Below are 17105 nucleotides of genomic sequence, written 5' to 3'. Positions count from 1 at the left end.
GCGTTCCATGTCTGCATGGACAATCGGGTGATCAGATGCCAACGATCTCACCCCCGATTGCTGCGCGACGCCTGCAACCATGACAGCAGTTTTCGCATTTGAGATGCGGCCTGCGAAACCTGCAAATATTATTTTTGGACATTTTCCCCATGGAAATCAAAGTCAACTTTCTGGATAAGCTTCGTCTTGAAGCCAAATTTGATGACTTCACGGTGATCGCCGATCAGCCCATTCGCTACAAGGGCGATGGGTCGGCCCCAGGGCCTTTTGATTATTTTCTGGCATCCTCCGCCCTGTGTGCCGCGTATTTTGTCAAGCTGTATTGCAACACCAGAAACATACCGACCGAAAACATCCGGTTGTCACAAAATAATATTGTCGATCCAGAAAACAGGTATCAGCAAATATTCAAAATCCAGGTGGAATTGCCACCGGACATCACGGCCAAAGATCGCCTGGGTATTTTGCGCTCCATTGAGCGCTGCACGGTCAAAAAAGTGGTTCAGACCGGCCCCGAGTTTGTGATCGAAGAAGTAGAAAATCTGGATGCCGATGCGCAATCGTTGCTGACGGTTAATTCAACCTCTGATATTGCCACCTACATCCCCGGAAAAGACCTGCCTCTGGAGCAAACCATCGCCAACATGTCTGGCTTGCTGGCCAACTTGGGCATCAAAATAGAAATTGCCTCTTGGCGCAACATCATTCCGAATGTCTGGTCGCTGCATATTCGCGATGCGCACTCACCCATGTGCTTCACGAACGGCAAGGGGTCCACCAAGGAAAGCGCCCTGGCATCAGCGCTGGGCGAATACATTGAACGGCTCAGCTGCAATCATTTTTATGCGGGCTCATTCTGGGGGTCAGACATTGCCGAAGCCAGCTTTGTTCATTATCCGAATGAACGTTGGTTCAAGGCCGGTAAAAAAGACAAATTACCACCTGAAATCCTGGATGAGCATTGCCTAGCCATCTACAACCCGAGCGGCGAGTTGCGTGCCTCGCATTTGGTCGACACCAACTCTGGCAACGCCGCGCGTGGCATCTGCTCACTGCCCTATGTGCGCCAGTCGGATGGCAAGGTGGTGTACTTTCCGTCCAATCTGATTGAAAACCTCTATGCCAGCAACGGGATGAGTGCCGGCAACACGCTGGCCGAAGCGCAGGTGCAATGCTTGTCAGAGATTTTCGAGCGCGCAGTGAAGCGTGAAATCATCGAGGGCGAGATGGCCCTGCCCGATGTGCCGGCGCAGGTCCTGGAGAAATACCCAGGCATTCTGGCGGGCATTCGAGCCCTGGAGGAACAAGGGTTTCCGATTCTGGTGAAGGATGCCTCTCTCGGGGGGCGTTACCCCGTGATGTGCGTCACCTTGATGAACCCTCGCACGGGGGGCGTTTTTGCCTCATTTGGTTCACACCCTAGCCTGCAGGTGGCACTGGAGCGCAGCCTGACAGAGTTGCTGCAAGGTCGCAGCATTGAAGGGCTCAATGACTTGCCTCAACCCACCTTCATCAGCAATGCGGTGACTGAACCCAATAATTTTGTGGAGCACTTCATTGATTCCAGCGGCGTGGTGTCTTGGCGGTTTTTCAGCGCGCAATCTGACTTTGAATTTGTCGAATGGGATTTTTCTGGCAAGGGTGAAAATTCCAATGCGCAGGAAGCGGCCACTTTGTTCGGCATCCTCGACAAAATGGGCAAGCAAACCTATGTGGCGGTGCATGATGAATTGGGCGCCACAGCGTGTCGAATTCTGGTGCCGGGTTATTCGGAGGTCTATCCCGTGGAAGACCTGGTCTGGGACAACACCAACAAGGCCTTGCTGTTCCGCAACGACCTGCTGAATCTGCATCAATTGACCGACGATCAACTGGAGGCCCTGCTGGATCGCCTGGAAAACGAAGAGCTGGACGAATATGGCGACATTGCCACCCTGATCGGGATTGATTTCGACGAAAACACCGTGTGGGGGCAACTCACCGTTCTCGAGTTGAAATTGCTGATCCAGTTGGCCTTGCAAAGGTTGGAGGAAGCCCACGAAGGGGTGAAGTCTTTCCTGCAGTACAACGACAACACGGTTGACCGGGGCTTGTTCTACCAAGCGTTGAATGCGGTGCTCGATGTGGTCCTGGACGAAGACCTGGAACTCGACGACTACATGGTCAACTTCCGTCGCATGTTCGGCGACCCGCGCATGGACGCCGTGACGGGCTCGGTCGACGGCACGGTTCGCTTCTTTGGCTTGACGCCGACCAGCCTGCAGCTCGATGGCCTGGACCGCCACAAGCGCCTGCTCGACAGCTACAAAAAGCTGCACGCCGCACGGGCGCGTGTGGCGCAACCCTGATGACTTGACGCAGGCCCACAGGCCACCCGGCCGCCAAGTGCTATCAGCCCGGCCTTTTGCCCAGCAGCCGCTGACTGCCCACAAAGACCAGCATCAGGCTGAACCCGGCCGCCAGCGTCGTCAGCCAGGGCCCGGGCGCCAGTGGCACAAAGTGGAACGGGGCCGCCAACCAGGGCACGGTGGTGATGGCACACAGCGCCAGCAGCGTGCCGCCCAGCACCCACAGGCTGACCGGTGTGAGGCCCTTGAACAAACTCAGCCCGTTCACGCGGCCCTGGCGGCTGGGCAGGATCAACACGGCATTGGCCACCACCAGCAACACAAAGGCCACCGTGCTGGCCAGGCCCGCCGGGTGGCCCTGGCTGAGCAGCCATGCATAGGCGCCCACCACCGCCCCACTGACCGCCCCCCCTTGCAACAAACTCAGCAACACGTGGCGCAGGCTGAGCAGCGGTTCGTCGGTGCGCCGCGGCGGCCGGTCCATGAGGCCGGTGGCCCCAGGCTCGGCCTCGAACACGATGGAGCAGGCCGGGTCGATCACCAACTCCAGGAAAGCAATGTGCAGGGGCGCCAGCACCAGCGGCAGGCCGAACAAAGCTGGCAGCAGGGCCAAAGCGATGATCGGGACATGCACGGCCAGGGTGTAGACCATGGCCTGGCGCAGGTTTGCAAAGGTGAGCCGGCCACGCGCAATGGCCTGCACGATCGCTGAAAAGTCGTCGTTCAGCAGCACCAGAGAGGCCGCCTCGCGGGCCACATCGGTGCCACGCTGCCCCATGGCGATGCCGATGTGCGCCGCCTTGAGCGCGGGTGCGTCGTTGACGCCGTCGCCGGTCATGGCCACCACTTCGCCCTGGGCCTTGAGCGCCTCGACCAAGGCCAGCTTTTGCTGGGGCCTGATGCGTGCAAACACACTGACCTGGCCCAGGCGGCCCGCGAGGTCAGTGGGGGACAGGCTGGCCAGTTCGTCGCCAGTGATGACCTGATCGTGCGCCATGCCCGCCTGGGCCGCCACGGCCCGGGCAGTGCGTGGGTGGTCTCCCGTGATCATGACCACCCGGATACCGGCCTGACGGCACTGCGCGATGGCGGCCGGCACCTCAGGTCGCAACGGGTCGGCCAGCCCGACCAGGCCCAGCCAGACAAACTCGAAATCGTGCTGGCCGGCCGGCCAGTCCTGGGCACTGCGGTGCCGGGCCTTGGCCACCCCCAGCACCCGCAGGCCCTGGTCGGCCAGTTGCGCCGCTTGCGCGCTGACCGCAGAACGCTCAGCCTCAGGCAGGTGGCACAAATCGGCCACGGCTTCCGGCGCGCCTTTGGAGGCCACCCAGTCAACCGGGCCGTTCTGATCACGCCACAGGTGCGACATGGCGAGCAAACCAGGCGACAGCTCGTACTCGCGCACCAGGCGCCATTCGGGGTGCAGGTGCTCGGTGCCCACCAGATGGGCCCCGGCAAAGCGGTGGAAGGCCTGCTCCATGGGATCGTGAGGGTCGATCTCGCTGGCCAGCACCGCGTACTCCAACAGCTCGTGGAAGGCCTCGGGCAGCGCGTCAGGGCCCTCTGCCATCGGGTCCAGGGTGTTCAGTGTCTGGGTGCCGGCACACAAGGCTGCCACGGCCATGCGGTTCTGCGTCAGCGTGCCGGTCTTGTCCACACACAGCACGGTGGTCTGGCCAAGCGTCTCGATGGCATTCAGGCGCCGGGTCAGCACCTGCTGGGCGGCCATGCGCCGGGCGGCAAGTGCCAGAAACACGATCATGATCACCGGGAGCTCTTGCGGCAGCAGCCCCATGGCCAGGGTGATGCCTGACAACACGGCCTGCAGCCAATCGCCCCGCAACACGCCCAGCAGGCCCACCAGCAAGGCGCACAACGCGAGGCCGATGAACACCAGCTGACGCGTCAGCCTGGCCATCTCTTCGCGCAGCGGCGAGGCCTGCAAGGCAATGGTGTCCAGCGATTGACCGATGCGGCCCAGCTCGGTTCGCTGGCCAGTCGAGGTGACCTGAAGCAGCCCTTGCCCGCTGACCACCAGGGTGCCGGCGTACACGGCTTGGCCAGGTTGTTTGGCCACCGATTCCGATTCGCCGGTGAGCATGGATTCGTCGGTGGCCAGCTCATGGGCCTGCAGCAGGGTGCCATCGGCCGGTATGCGGTCGCCTTCGGCAATCATGAGCAGGTCTTCGCGCACCACCTCGCGGCCCGCCACCCGCTGCGCCACACCGCCACGGACCACCAGGGCCCGCGGGCTGGACAGGTCGCGCAATGCGTTCAAGGCCTGGTCGGTGCGGCGCTCCTGCAGCACCGTGATCGTCATGATGACGACCACGAAACCCAACAGGATCATCGCCTCATGGGCATCGCCCATGGCCAGGTAAATGACGCCCGCGCCCAGCAGCAACAGGAACATGGGCTCACGCACCACATCCCAGGCCATGTCGCGCAGCGTGCGCCGCTGGCTGACACCGAGTTCGTTGGGGCCCTCGTCACGCAGACGCTGGGCCGCTGCGGCAGGCTCCAGGCCGGTGGGTGGCGTTGTCGCTTGGGAAGGCTCGGTCGGGGATGCGGACATGTCTGAAACTGTGGGGCAGGTGAGCGCCCCGAAGAATGACCTTGCGCAATTTATACGCCTGATCCGTGACACCGCCATCCGTGCAGCCTCGGCGCGGCGCTTATGCGGCCTTGTTGCGAGCGCCTTTTGCCTTTTGCCTCTTGGGCGGGGGATCCCCCTCCTCTGCACGGCCAAGCACCGGGTCAGGCCCTCGGCTCACCGCAAAACCCCATGAACGATTGGGATATTCACTGGCTAATAGACGACTGGTCTAATACATCCGTACCATTCACTCCTATGAAACCCGCCCACGCCGACACCCGCCAGCACATTCTGGACACTGGCAATCGCATCATTGCCAGCAAGGGGTTCTCCGCCGTGGGTCTGAACGAGATCCTGCAGGCGGCCGAGGTACCCAAGGGATCGTTCTACCATTACTTCAAATCGAAGGAGCAGTTTGGCGAAGCCTTGCTCGAATCGTTTTTTGAAGGCTATCTGGGCCGCATCGACAGCCTGTTCGAACGCACCGATCTGAACGCCCGCGAACGCCTGCTCGCCTACTGGCAGCAATGGCAGTCCACCCAATGCCCCAGCGGCGGCGACCAGCCCTGCCAGGTGGTGAAACTCAGTGCCGAAGTGTCCGACCTGTCTGAACCCATGCGCATGGCGCTGCATGACGGCACCCAGCGCGTCACGGCACGGTTGGCCGAGGTGATCCGCGCTGGGCAGACCGATGGCTCGATGGCCAAGCTCGAACCCGAGGCCACCGCGGGTCTGCTCTACCAGCTGTGGCTGGGTGCCAGCCTGCTGAGCAAGGTGCACCGGCAGACCCAATCGCTGGAGCAGGCCATGGCGTTCACTCGGCAACTCCTCACCCCTTGAATCGGCTCAGCCTTTCAGGATTTTTTGAAACCCAAACTAGACGACCGGTCTAATTTAAATGGACAACACTCACGCCATCACCCGCCGCACCCAGGCGCCCCGGGCCGTTGGCACCGCGGTCGTCCCCACCCTTTGCCTTTCTCTGTCTGCCTCAACCCGGGCCCCTGTGGCTCTCTCAACCTGAAAGTCCTTGACCTCATGACCACCTTGTTCGACCCCGTCCAAGCCGGCGACATCGCCCTGCCCAACCGCATCGCCATGGCCCCACTGACCCGCAACCGTGCCCCCGGCGGCGTGCCCACGGCTGCCATGGCCGACTACTACGCCCAGCGCGCCAGCGCTGGCCTGATCATTGCCGAGGCCAGCCAGATCAGCCCCATGGCGCAGGGCTACCTCGACACCCCCGGCATCTACTCGACCGAGCAAGTGGTGGCCTGGCGGCAGGTGACCGACGCCGTGCACGCCCAGGGCGGACGCATCGTGCTGCAGCTGTGGCACGTGGGCCGCATCTCGCACAACTCGCTGCTGCCGGGCGGCGCGGCCCCGGTGTCGCCCACCGCGGTGGCCGCCAAGACCCACACGTTCACCGCCGAAGGCTTTGTGCCCGTGTCCACCCCTCGGGCCCTGGCGGATGACGAGATCCCGGCCCTGCTGGAGGACTACCGCCGCGCCGCACGCAACGCCATCGAAGCCGGCTTTGACGGCGTTGAAGTGCACGGCGCCAACACCTACCTGCTGGAGCAGTTTCTGCGCGACAGCGTGAACGACCGCAGCGGCCCCTATGGTGGCCCGATCGAAAACCGCGCCCGACTGCTGCTGGAAGTGGTGCGCACCGTGGCCACCGAGATCGGCGCCGGCCGCACGGGTCTGCGCCTGAGCCCCATCACCACCTTCGGCGGCAGCGCCCCGGTGGACAGCCAGGCCCAGGCCCTGTATGGCCACGTGGTGCAACAGGTGGCTTCGCTGGGCCTGGCCTACCTGCACGTGATCGAGGGCGAAACCGGTGGGGCGCGCCAGCCTGAAGGGGCCCCTGCCTTTGACTACGCCGCGCTGCGACGCGCCTTCCCGGGCACCTGGATCGTGAACAACGGCTTCAGCCGCAGCGAGGCCCTGGAGGCCGTGGCCAGCGGCACCACCGATGTGGTGGCCTTCGGCCGCCCCTTCATCGCCAACCCCGATCTGGTGCGACGCCTGCGCGAAGACGCCCCGCTGAACCCCTTGCGCGCCGACAAGCTGTACGGCGGCGGGACCGAGGGCTACACCGACTACCCCACGCTGGACGCTGTGACGGCCTGAGCGTGGGCTTGAGTGGGGCTTTTCACGAGGGATGGCCTCGGTGTGAGCCGATCCGTGTGACATGCGGACCCACACGGCGCACCCCTGGCACCCCCGCCTGATCAAAGCGACCCCAAGTGCTGCCAGGGCCTCACGGGCATTTGATACTGCCCGCGCGGCCCGGGTCAACGCCGGGGCGCCAGGTGAATCCCTGCCAGCATGCAGCGCACCGAGCCACCGGCCATCTCAATGGTGGGCACGTTCAGCGGCAGCAGCCGGGCACTCTGGCCGATGAGGGCCTTCTGGGTCGGCGTCAGACTGTCGTGGGCACGCTGCGACAGGGCCAGCAGGCGCCCTTCCCGGCCCGACAACTCCAGCGCATTGCCCGCAAACTCGGCGATCTGGGCCGCACTCAGGGCGATCACCTCGCGGCCCGATTCCTCCAGGCGGGCCCGCAGTTCGGCGGCACGCCTGGCATCGGGGATCAGGTCCAGACCGACCAGCGCAAACTGGGTGGCAATGCACATCAGTACATTGGTGTGGTAGATCGGCTGGCCCTTGGCGTCGGCGGTGTCGAACACCAGGGGCTCGAAGCCGAAATGGGTGCAGAAACGCTCCAGGGCCACCGCATCGGCCCGGTTGGAGCGGGCCGTGTAGGCGACCCGGGCCACGTGGTCCAGCACCATGGCGCCTGTGCCTTCCAGAAACAGCCCGTCGGGCTCCAGCCCCGAGTAATCGATCACGTCCTGCACCCGATAAGTGCTTTTGAGCATCTCGATCACATCGCTGCGGCGCTCACGCCGGCGGCTGGGCGAGTGCATGGGATACAGCGCCACATGGCCGCCCGGGTGGGTGGAGAACCAGTTGTTCGGGAACACCGAATCGGGGGTGTCGCGCTCGCCATGGTCCTCAAACAGATGCACCCGCACACCCTCGGCCTCCAGCCGGGCCGCTGCTGCGGTGACCTCGTCACGCGCGGCTTCGGCGATGCGCTGGGCCGCCTCACGCTCGGCCGCCTGCTGAAAAGCATTGTCGGCCGCGGTTTCAGGGTTGGGGGTGAAGTGGTGCGGACGCACCATCACGACGGCCGCCGGGGCCTGGATCGAGGGCATGGAAGGCATGGGCTCAACGGTGTGCAAGCAACGGGAATAAGCGCGGGGCGGCCGTGGCCGCTCAGGCCACGCGGCGCAAGGCGACCCGCGCGGCACTGGCACGGGTGTGGCGAAACAGATCCTTGGGGTCATCGGCCTCAGGCACCAGCTCGACCTCCACGCCCAGTTGGTAGCGGGTGGACTGTGCCAGCACGTAGCGCAAGGTGGCGTAGTCCTCCAGCGCAAAGCCCACCGAATCAAACACTGTGACCTGTTCGGCACTCTGGCGCCCGGCTTCAGTGCCGGCCAGCACCCGCCACAGGTCCACCACCGGGAAGTCGGCCGGCAGTTGCTGGATGTCACCCTCCACCCGGGTCTGCGGCTCGTACTCGACAAACACGCGAGCGGCCCGCAACACATCGGCATGCAGCTCGGTCTTGCCCGGGCAGTCGCCCCCCACCGCGTTCAAGTGCATGCCGGGCTCGATCATCTCGGGCGTGAGAATGGTCGCGCAGCGCTTGTCGGCCGTGATCGTGGTCACCACATCGGCCCCGCGCACGGCATCGGCGGTCGAACTGGCGCGCCGGATCCGCAGCCCGGGGCAATGGGCCAGGTTGCGCACCAACTTGTCGGTAGCCCGAGGATCGAGGTCGAACGCGGCGATCTCATCAATGCCCAGGTGGTGGTGAAAGGCCAGGGCCTGGAACTCGCTTTGCGCCCCGTTGCCGATCAGGGCCATGCAGCGTGAATCGGGTCTGGCCAGCGCCCGCGCCGCCATCAGCGAGGTGGCGCAGGTGCGCAGCGCCGTGGCCAGGGTCAGCTCCGACAACAGCACCGGGTAGCCCGTGGCCACCTCGGCCAGCACCCCAAAGGCCATCACCGTGTACAGGCCCCGCCCCGTGTTGCCAGGATGACCGTTGACGTACTTGAAGGCGTAGTGCTTTGCATCGGACACGGGCATCAGCTCGATCACACCGATGTCGGAGTGGCTGGCCACGCGCGCCGTTTTGTCGAAATCGGCCCAGCGCACGAAATCGTCGCGGATGGCATCGGCCAGTTCGCCCACAAAGCGGGCTACGCCCACCTCCTGCACCAGGCGAGACATGGTCGGGACATCGATGAAGCGGGTCATGGCAGGGTCTTTCAGGCTGCGCTCAGCCAGTGGGGATGACAGAATTTTTCCCGTGAGACGCGCCAAAATGAACCCTTCAATCTGTCACTTTTTACGGTTTAATGCACAGATTGCTTTATTCAACCGTCAATCTGCCCATGGACGACATCGACCGCCAATTGCTGGCCCTGCTGCGCGACAACGCCCGCCTGCCAGTGGTCACCCTGGCCGCCAAGCTGCGCGTGGCCCGGGCCACGGTGCAGAACCGCATCGCCCGGCTGGAGGCCGACGGCACCATCGTGGGCTACACCGTGCGCCTGCGACCGGCCGCCGAGGCGCAGCGCATCCGCGCCATGACCAGCATCGCCGTCGAGGGCGCGCATGGCCCCGAGGTGCAACGCACCCTGCGCGGCCACCCCAACATCGTGGCCCTCTACAGCACCAATGGCCGCTGGGATCTGCTGGCCGAGATCCGGGCCGACAACCTCGAAGAGTTCGACCGCGTGCTGGGCACCCTGCGCACCGTGCCCGGCATCGCCAACACCGAGACCAGCCTGCTGTTGTCCACTTACAAGCTGGGATAGAGCATGTTCAGGCGCCACGACGTTCAGAGCCGGCGATCAGCCCCTTGGGCGCGACAAGCCCAGGTGGTCCCGCAGCGTCGAGCCCTCATACTCACGGCGTGCCAGCCCGCGCCAACTCAACGCCGAATCAACTCCGGCAGCACCCGCTCGGCAAAGTCACGCAGACCCTTGGGCAGCACCGGCGCCATCACATTGAAGCCATCAGCCCCATAGTTCACAAAGCGCTCTTCCAGTTGGTCGACACATCGCTGTGCGCCGTGCGGCTCAAGACTTCAGATCGATCGCCTCGGGTGCCCACGCCATTGGCCAGGAACAGCAGCTCGAAACGAGCCACCTCGGCGATCTCCGCCAATTCACGGTATTGACGGATGTTGAGGCCGGCGCCGGGCAAGGTATCCGGGTGGCGCCAGGCCGCGCTGTGATGCCCGGTGGGGTACAGAAAGGCGCCAAAGCGCAGAAAGCCAGGTCGCTTGGCCACAGGTCGGTCTCCGGGATGCGCTCAAGGCGCCAGGTCAACGTCAGCCAATCAATTGATGGGACGGTCGAATGGAGAACCTGAACCTCGGTCACAGTCCGAAAGCCAGGCCAGGCGACAGCATGCAATCAGCCAACGGCCAGCGCTGGATCGGCGAATTCAGACGGCGGCTGGCAGAACAAAAGGCACACGCCCCTCGACCGGGTGCCCGGGATCGGTATACCCAGGGGTAGAACTGTGACCAGCGGGCACCAGACGGTTCAACTGGGCTGCGCACAACGCAGCGCTGAAGGCACGAGGGTCGCTGACGATTTGGCTGGACAAAGGCATGCAGTGGTACGCCCCCGCCAATGGTCGCAGAGGTCGCCAGCGGGTCTTCTCCGACGCTGCCATCCGGTTTTGCCTGAGCATCAAATGCTTGTTTGGCCCGGCCCTGCGTCAAAGCCTGCTGCGCTTGGCGGGGCTGGCCTGGAAGGTGCCGGACTTCAGCACCGTGTTCCGGCGCCAGAAGACACTGCGGGTGCAATTGCCCTATCGATCCAGCGCCATGGCGCTGGACCTGCTGGTGCACAGCACCGGAAACATGGGCGTCAAAGTGGCTGGCGGCAGCGCCGCCGACCTGGCCACCAGCCTGCAGCAAGAGCGCCCACGCTACAGCCGGCCCATCCGCACGGCGGGGATCTCGCTGCGCTGAGGGGGCAGCCCCAAACCTCAGGCCAAGGCGCTGCGTTGGCTCAAGTGGCGAGCGGCAAACTCGACAAACCAGTCCAGGCTCTCGGGCTGCACCAGGGCGTCGCGGCGCACCACCTTGTCTGGCGCATGGCCGAGCATCAGCTTCTTCACGGGCAACTCGAGCTTCTTGCCGGTGATGGTGCGCGGAATGGCCGCCACCTGCACGATGTCGTCAGGCACATGCCGCACCGACAGCCCTGACCGCAAGGCCTGGCGGATGCGCTGGCGCAGAGGCTCGTCCAGAGTGAGGCCTGGGCGCAATTGCACGAACAAGGCCATCCAGGAAGGCTGGCCCAGATACTCCAGGTCGACCACCAGGCTGTCGGCCACCTCTTCGAGTTGCTCGACCACGCGGTACAGCTCGGCAGTGCCCATGCGCACGCCCTGGCGGTTGATGGTAGCGTCGGAGCGCCCATAGATCACGCCGCCGATGGCATCGGGCCGGGGCACCAGGCGCAGCCAGTCACCATGGCGCCACACCGCTTGGCCGGCCGCATCCTGGAAGGTCTCGAAATAACTTTCACGCAAGCGGCTGCCATCGTCGTCACCCCAGAAGTAAAGGGGCATCGAAGGCAGCGGGTTCACACAGACCAACTCACCGACCTCGTCGATCACCGGCCGCGCGTCGTCGCTCCAGGCCTCGACCCGTGCGCCCAGCGTGCGGCATTGCATCTCGCCGAGGTAGACCGGCAAGGTGGGCAGGCCGACCAGGAAGCCCCCGGCCAGATCGGTGCCACCAGAGACGACATTCAGCCAGAGGTCGAGCTTGACGGCGCTGTACAGCCAGGCGCACGCCTCGGGGGACAGCGGTGAGCCGGTGGAACCGACGGTCTTCAGGGCCGACAGGTCGGCAATGCGGGCGGGTATGACATCAGCCTTCATGCATTGCTGGTGGATGGCCGCGCCGGCGCCGAAGAACTGCACCTGAGTGCGCCCGGCCAGCCGCCACAGATGGCCCCAGTCTGGCTCGGCCCCCGCGCCTGTCACGCTGCCGTCGTACAGCACCACGCTAGCGCCGCCCAGCAGGCTCATGATGTGGGCGTTCCAGACCATCCAGGAGGTGTTCACCGCCCACAGCACGCGGTCGCCGGGGTGCAGGTCGTTGTGCAACACCATGTTGACCATGCCGTTGGCCAGCACGCCGCCATGGCCATGCACGATGGGCTTGGGCAGGCCGGTGGTACCGGAGGAATAGAGGATCCACAGCGGGTGGTCGGACGGCAAGGGCTGGGGCCTCAGCTCTGGGTCACCCGCCACGGCCTGGGCCCAAGGCAGCCAGCGCAATGGCATGGCGGTGGGTGGGGGCTCGGCCTGGGCATCGAGGTGCGCCACCCACAGCACGGCCTGCACGCTGGGCAGGCCCGCCAGGATCTCGCCCAACGCGGCGCGCCGATCAAAGGGCTTGCCGGCATAACGGTAGCCATCCACCGCTACCAGCACCTTGGGCGCGATCTGGCGGAAGCGGTCACCCACGCTCAAGGGCCCCATGTCGGGGGCGCACAGCGTCCACACCGCACCCAGACTGGCAGCCGCCAGAAAAGCCACCAGCGTCTGCGGGATGTTGGGCAGGTAGCCCGCCACGCGGTCGCCCTCGCCCACCCCCAGCTCGCGCAGGGTGGCCGCAACCGAAGCCACCTGGCGCCGAAGCTCTAGCCAACTCAGTTCCCCCGCGCCCATGGCTTCGCTCTCGTAGACCACGGCCGGTGTCGCCAGCGACGTGTGCCGTAGCATCTGCTCGACAAAATTGAGGCGAGCCCCCGGGAACCACGAGGCGTTCGGCATCTGCGAGCGCGCCAGCATGCGCTGCGGCGGCGGGTCGAAGCGCAGATCGAAAAACTGCAGGATGGCTGACCAGAAGCCCTCCGCATCGTCGACCGACCAACGCCACAGCGCTTCGTAATGGTCGAAGCGCAGGCCGCGCTCGCGCGCCAGCCAGGCTTCAAAGGCGGTGATCAGGGCCTGTGATCGACGTGCTTCATCAGGCACCCATAAAGGGACGGCAGCAGGCAAGTGGTCTGTCATGGTGATTCAGGACTCCGAAGTGAAGCCGATTTTCTTGATGTTGCCGCGCCACATCTCTGTCTCGGCACGCAACTGGGCCGCCAGCTCGCGCGGGCCCAGGTAGCGCGGGGTCATGCCAAAGTCGGCCAGGCCACGGGCAAAGTCGGCCTGCCCGACCACGGCACGGGCCGCGTCGGCCAGGCGCTGCACCACCGGTGCGGGCACCTTGCCCGGCAGGAACAGGCCGAACCATTCGGTCATGTCCAGTTCGTAGCCCTGTTCACGGTAGGTGGGCAGGGCGGGCATGAAGCTGCTGCGCTCGTTGCCCGACACGGCCAGCAGACGGATCCGGCCCGATTTAAGCTGGGGCAAGAAGCTGCCTAGCACCGAGGAATAGGCCGCCAACTGGCCGCCCATCAGGTCCTGCAGGCCCGGGGCATCGCCGCGGTAGGCGACGTGGGTCAGCTCCACGCCGGCCATCAAGCCCAGCAGGCAGCCCACCAGGTGGGGTGTAGAGCCGGCAGCCGGCGAGCCAAAACTGGCCTTGCCCGGGTTGGCCTTGGCCCAGACGATGAAATCGGGGATGCTGCGCACGCTCTCCGGCACCGCCGGCCCCACCGCAAAGGCAAAGGGAAACGAACAGACCATGGCCACAGGCACCTGATCTTCGGGCCCGTAAGGCAGCTTGCGGTAGGTGAAGGGGTAGATGCTGAAAGGGGCTGGCGGCGACAACAGCATCGTCAAGCCGTCGGGCGGGGACTCCTTGAGTGCCGCCACCGCGATCTGGGTTCCCGCACCAGGCTTGTTGTCCACCAGCACTTGGCCGGCGTAGGTGCCACGCAATCGGTCGGCCACCCGGCGTGCCACGTTGTCGGTGCTGCCCCCGGGCGGAAAGCCCACCAGCAGGCGGGCCAGTTCGGGCTGCTGGGCCCAGGCGGCATGGGGTAGGCCACCCAGCATGCCAGAGGCGCCCAAAAGGCCCAATCGGGCAGTGAATTGACGGCGGTTGCTCATGGTGATGTCTCCTTCGGCTGGGGTCTGTTGAGGTGTCCGTGGCGCATGGCCTCTCGATTCGGAAGCCTTTGACCCGGCAGGCGCCAATGTGCCTCAGAGCCCCAGGGCACTCTGTCGAAGGATTGCTGCGCCTGTCGAAACCCTGCGCTGCCTCGGGAAAACCCCGCCCTCGCGGATCAGGACGCGCGCCGGTAGGCCGACGGCGTCATGCCCCAGTGCTGGCGGAAGGACTGCGTGAAATGAGAGGCCGAACGATGGCCTGTCTGGCGGGCGATCTCCTCCAGGCTCTGTCGGCTTGCGCGCACCGCATGGGCGGCGGCCTCGAGGCGCTGCAGTTTCAGCCAGGCATGAGGTGCCGCGCCAAACGAGGCCCGGAAGGCACGCGAAAAATGAAAGGGGCTGAGGTCCACCAACTGCGCCATGCGCTCGACCGTCCAGTGCCCGGCCAGGTCGGTGCGCAAGGCCTCCTCAACCTGCTGCATCTGGTGCCTGGACAGCCCGGCCTGGGCCCGCGAAGCCCCCCGCACTGTGACGTAATGCCGCATCAGGTGCAGGGCGATGGCCTCGGCCATGTGCTGGCCGAACTGGCTGTCCAGCGAGGTGTTGGAGTCCAGAGAGGCCAGCAGCAATTGGGCAAACCCCGCCAACAAGGGATCATCGCGCCCGAAGCAGCTCTTGAGCGCCACCTGCTCGTGCGCCACGCGCTCGAGCCAGGCGGGTGACAGATCCATGTGCAGGTTGTCGCGAGGCAAGGCACTGCGCCAGAACGAGGGGAGCCCCGCAGGAACCACCACGGCCTGCCCAGGTTGCCAACGCGACGACTCGGTCACACCACCTTGACGTTGCAGCAATTGGGTGGGATGCGCCCGCCGCACCAGAATGCTGTGACTGGCCGTGGGCGGCACATACAAATCGCCCTCAGGCCCCACCTGGTGCCAGAACACCAGGCCCGGCCAGGGCCGATCGTGGCTGGAGCGTTTGACGGCGTGCGGCAACAGCTTCCAGGGAGTCGAATCAGGCGAAGCCTGCTCGAGCGCCTGCCAACGGCCCAGATCAAAGCCGCTGGGCACGTGTCTGGAGGCATCAAAACGCGAGTCGGATGGGTACATGGTCAGCCGCGGGCTCCGAACTGGAGACAGGGCACGCAACATGATGCCACGTGGCAGCCCTGGCCGTCTGGCTCAGCCCCCACCTTGCTTGCTTATGCAACAAACTTCTTTGGCTATGAAGACGGCTTTTCATAACATTTCGGCATGACTGGAGCGGAGCCTAAGGCCCGCCCAGACGCTCAACGAATCAAGCCCTTCTTTCATGCCCTTGAACCTTTCTCGCGGATCACGGCGTCAGTTGAAAGCCCTGTGGTGCTGATGGAGCAACACCCAGCGGCCGATCACCGACGAGGGCGTCACCCACAGCGTGACACCGGACCTTCAGGCCGAACGCTACCCGCCCGACCTGGCGCAGCGGGTTCTGGCTTGTCCGATCAGGGGCTCAACGACGGCACAAGCAGAACGGGTCTGCCCCTTACCTTCGGTCATGTCCCAAGGTGGCGTAGGCCACAGGGTCCAAGGACTTCAAGCGCAGAGCCGCGCCCCATCCTGCGAGCCCTGCACAGGGCAACAAGGCGAGCAGAGCCCAAGACAAGGTCTGGCTGGCCCCTGTCAAGACTTGAAAGTTGGGCACTGCGAGAGCAAACACAAAGCTCAGACCCAGCAGGGCCGCGAGCGGCATCCAGAAAATTCGAAACCGGGTGAAAGCGTGCGCATCGCGACGAAAAAACACGATCACTGCGATCGCGGTCGCCATCATCAACAGCAATAGGCACACGGTCGCGATGTTGCTGAGCCACGAGAAAAGGTGAAGAACGGGGTCGGCCTTGAACACAGCAAACAAGGCCACCACGATCAGGCACAGCACGGTCTGCAACAGCGAGGCCACATGGGGGCTTTTGTACTGTGGGTGGGTGCAGCCAAGGCGCCTGGGCAGCAGGCGTTCCCGACCCATCGAATAGAAATACCGGGCGGTAGAGTTGTGAAACGCGATCAATCCCGCATAGATGCTGATGATGAACATGCCGCGCAAGAGAACGGTCAATGAATGGCCCGCATAGGTGTCGGACAGCAGGTAGAGGAAATTGGTCGGATCACTCAGCCCGGTAATCGTCGCCTGCACGCGCTCGGAACCCGTGCCGATCACCAGGCACCACAGCGAAAACGAATAGAAGCACCCGACCAGTATCAGGGCCGAGTAGGTGGCAATCGGGATACTCCGTTTCGGATCCTTGGCCTCCTCGCTGTAGATGGTGGTGGCCTCAAAACCGATGAAGGCTGCGAAGCAAAACAGGATCCCGATCGAGGGATTCCCGGCACTGAGGGCCGCAGGCTGAAATGACGAAAACTCGATGCCATCGGCACCGCCACGGTTCAGAATCAGCACGTCCAACAGCAGCACAAATGCGTACTCGGCTACCACGAAGCAGGCCAGGATCTTGGCCGAAAAATCGATCTGGTGAAACCCGAAGTAGGCGACAGAGGCAATCGCCGCGATGGCGATCGCCCACCAAGGCACGCTGAGGTCGAACTGGGCACGCAATGACTCCGAAACCACCTCGCCGAGCAGGCCGTACAGCCCAAACTGCAAGGCCAAAGACCCCAGAATGGCGATGAATGCTGCAGCCCCGCCTGCCGAACCGCCAATCCCACGCGAGACCATGGCGTAGAAACCACCGGCGCTGGTGACGCAGGTGCCCATGGCGGTGTAGCCCGCAGCAAACATCAGCAGCAGCAGCAGGGCCAGGACCACCAGTGCGGGCGTGCCAGCGCCATTGCCCAACATCATCCCGATGGGAAAGCCACCGGCCACCACACTCAGCGGGCTGGCTGCGGAGATCACCAACAGCGTGATGAACCACGAACTCAGGGTTCCTGAGCGCAGGCCCGTGGCGTCATCGGGCAGGCGGGGCATCGAAGGGGTGCGTGAATCCATAGGTATTTTGATCAGCAAGTGAGGTCTGTTCGCGGGTGTCATGCGAACGATTC

Annotated in this window: 11 protein-coding genes and 2 pseudogenes; 5 read left to right on the top strand and 8 right to left on the bottom strand. The window is 64.4% G+C overall.

The genetic code is table 11. The features are described from left to right. The first annotated feature begins 149 nt into the window (after window positions 1-149). Window positions 150-2348 (top strand): OsmC domain/YcaO domain-containing protein, encoded by a 2199-nt coding sequence (locus AC3WUT_RS24920; protein ID WP_492349758.1) that lies wholly within the window; start codon window positions 150-152, stop codon window positions 2346-2348. A 43-nt stretch (window positions 2349-2391) separates the two neighbouring features. Here AC3WUT_RS24920 and AC3WUT_RS24915 read toward each other — a convergent pair whose 3' ends face one another. After that, window positions 2392-4923: a cation-translocating P-type ATPase gene (locus AC3WUT_RS24915; RefSeq protein WP_492349757.1), complete on the bottom strand. Its 2532-nt coding sequence runs from the start codon at window positions 4921-4923 to the stop codon at window positions 2392-2394. Window positions 4924-5199: 276 nt separating this feature from the next. On the opposite strand from AC3WUT_RS24915, the gene AC3WUT_RS24910 reads away from it, so the two are divergent. Together AC3WUT_RS24910 and AC3WUT_RS24905 are read left to right on the top strand one after the other, a co-directional pair. Continuing rightward, the gene (locus AC3WUT_RS24910; RefSeq protein WP_492349756.1) at window positions 5200-5784 is read left to right on the top strand and encodes a TetR/AcrR family transcriptional regulator; all 585 of its coding nucleotides are present in this window, start codon (window positions 5200-5202) and stop codon (window positions 5782-5784) included. Window positions 5785-5982: 198 nt separating this feature from the next. Next, a complete protein-coding gene (locus AC3WUT_RS24905) occupies window positions 5983-7080 on the top strand; it encodes an alkene reductase (protein ID WP_492349755.1) in 1098 nt (365 codons plus the stop codon). Window positions 7081-7244: 164 nt separating this feature from the next. On the opposite strand, the gene ctlX is transcribed toward AC3WUT_RS24905, so the two are convergent. Further along, on the bottom strand, window positions 7245-8180 hold the full coding sequence (gene ctlX, locus AC3WUT_RS24900; protein WP_492349754.1) for a citrulline utilization hydrolase CtlX: 936 nt from the start codon (window positions 8178-8180) through the stop codon (window positions 7245-7247). A 52-nt stretch (window positions 8181-8232) separates the two neighbouring features. Then, entirely contained in the window at window positions 8233-9282 is a 1050-nt protein-coding gene (gene ocd / locus AC3WUT_RS24895; protein WP_492349753.1) for an ornithine cyclodeaminase, read from the bottom strand. Between the two features lie 137 nt (window positions 9283-9419). On the opposite strand from ocd, the gene AC3WUT_RS24890 reads away from it, so the two are divergent. Further along, window positions 9420-9845, top strand: a complete 426-nt coding sequence (locus tag AC3WUT_RS24890; RefSeq protein ID WP_492349752.1) for an Lrp/AsnC family transcriptional regulator — start codon at window positions 9420-9422, stop codon at window positions 9843-9845. A gap of 238 nt (window positions 9846-10083) precedes the next feature. Here the strand turns inward: AC3WUT_RS24890 and AC3WUT_RS24885 are convergent. Then, window positions 10084-10323 (bottom strand): annotated as a pseudogene (locus AC3WUT_RS24885) (nitrilotriacetate monooxygenase); the annotation flags it as partial. Between the two features lie 283 nt (window positions 10324-10606). On the opposite strand from AC3WUT_RS24885, the pseudogene AC3WUT_RS24880 reads away from it, so the two are divergent. Beyond that, window positions 10607-10924: pseudogene (locus AC3WUT_RS24880) on the top strand (transposase); the annotation flags it as partial. A 107-nt stretch (window positions 10925-11031) separates the two neighbouring features. On the opposite strand, the gene AC3WUT_RS24875 reads toward AC3WUT_RS24880, so the two are convergent. The 4 genes from AC3WUT_RS24875 to AC3WUT_RS24860 form a co-directional block, all read right to left on the bottom strand. Beyond that, window positions 11032-13074 (bottom strand): acetoacetate--CoA ligase, encoded by a 2043-nt coding sequence (locus tag AC3WUT_RS24875; RefSeq protein WP_492349751.1) that lies wholly within the window; start codon window positions 13072-13074, stop codon window positions 11032-11034. Window positions 13075-13080: 6 nt separating this feature from the next. Beyond that, window positions 13081-14067 (bottom strand): Bug family tripartite tricarboxylate transporter substrate binding protein, encoded by a 987-nt coding sequence (locus AC3WUT_RS24870; protein WP_492349750.1) that lies wholly within the window; start codon window positions 14065-14067, stop codon window positions 13081-13083. Window positions 14068-14243: 176 nt separating this feature from the next. Then, window positions 14244-15176: an AraC family transcriptional regulator gene (locus AC3WUT_RS24865; protein ID WP_492349749.1), complete on the bottom strand. Its 933-nt coding sequence runs from the start codon at window positions 15174-15176 to the stop codon at window positions 14244-14246. A 415-nt stretch (window positions 15177-15591) separates the two neighbouring features. After that, complete coding sequence (locus AC3WUT_RS24860) at window positions 15592-17052, bottom strand: APC family permease (protein WP_492349748.1); 1461 nt, start codon at window positions 17050-17052, stop codon at window positions 15592-15594. Between the last annotated feature and the right edge of the window lie 53 nt (window positions 17053-17105).

Source organism: Curvibacter sp. EU05-FHT14A10, assembly GCF_058791075.1.
This window is presented reverse-complemented; position numbering and strand designations above follow the sequence as displayed.

Bases quoted from the DNA above. Each gene is read 5' to 3' on its own strand.
- AC3WUT_RS24920 (WP_492349758.1), top strand. From the start codon at position 150: ATGGAAATCAAAGTCAACTTTCTGGATAAGCTTCGTCTTGAAGCCAAA.
- AC3WUT_RS24915 (WP_492349757.1), bottom strand. From the start codon at position 4,923: ATGTCCGCATCCCCGACCGAGCCTTCCCAAGCGACAACGCCACCCACC.
- AC3WUT_RS24910 (WP_492349756.1), top strand. From the start codon at position 5,200: ATGAAACCCGCCCACGCCGACACCCGCCAGCACATTCTGGACACTGGC.
- AC3WUT_RS24905 (WP_492349755.1), top strand. From the start codon at position 5,983: ATGACCACCTTGTTCGACCCCGTCCAAGCCGGCGACATCGCCCTGCCC.
- ctlX (WP_492349754.1), bottom strand. From the start codon at position 8,180: ATGCCTTCCATGCCCTCGATCCAGGCCCCGGCGGCCGTCGTGATGGTG.
- ocd (WP_492349753.1), bottom strand. From the start codon at position 9,282: ATGACCCGCTTCATCGATGTCCCGACCATGTCTCGCCTGGTGCAGGAG.
- AC3WUT_RS24890 (WP_492349752.1), top strand. From the start codon at position 9,420: ATGGACGACATCGACCGCCAATTGCTGGCCCTGCTGCGCGACAACGCC.
- AC3WUT_RS24875 (WP_492349751.1), bottom strand. From the start codon at position 13,074: ATGACAGACCACTTGCCTGCTGCCGTCCCTTTATGGGTGCCTGATGAA.
- AC3WUT_RS24870 (WP_492349750.1), bottom strand. From the start codon at position 14,067: ATGAGCAACCGCCGTCAATTCACTGCCCGATTGGGCCTTTTGGGCGCC.
- AC3WUT_RS24865 (WP_492349749.1), bottom strand. From the start codon at position 15,176: ATGTACCCATCCGACTCGCGTTTTGATGCCTCCAGACACGTGCCCAGC.
- AC3WUT_RS24860 (WP_492349748.1), bottom strand. From the start codon at position 17,052: ATGGATTCACGCACCCCTTCGATGCCCCGCCTGCCCGATGACGCCACG.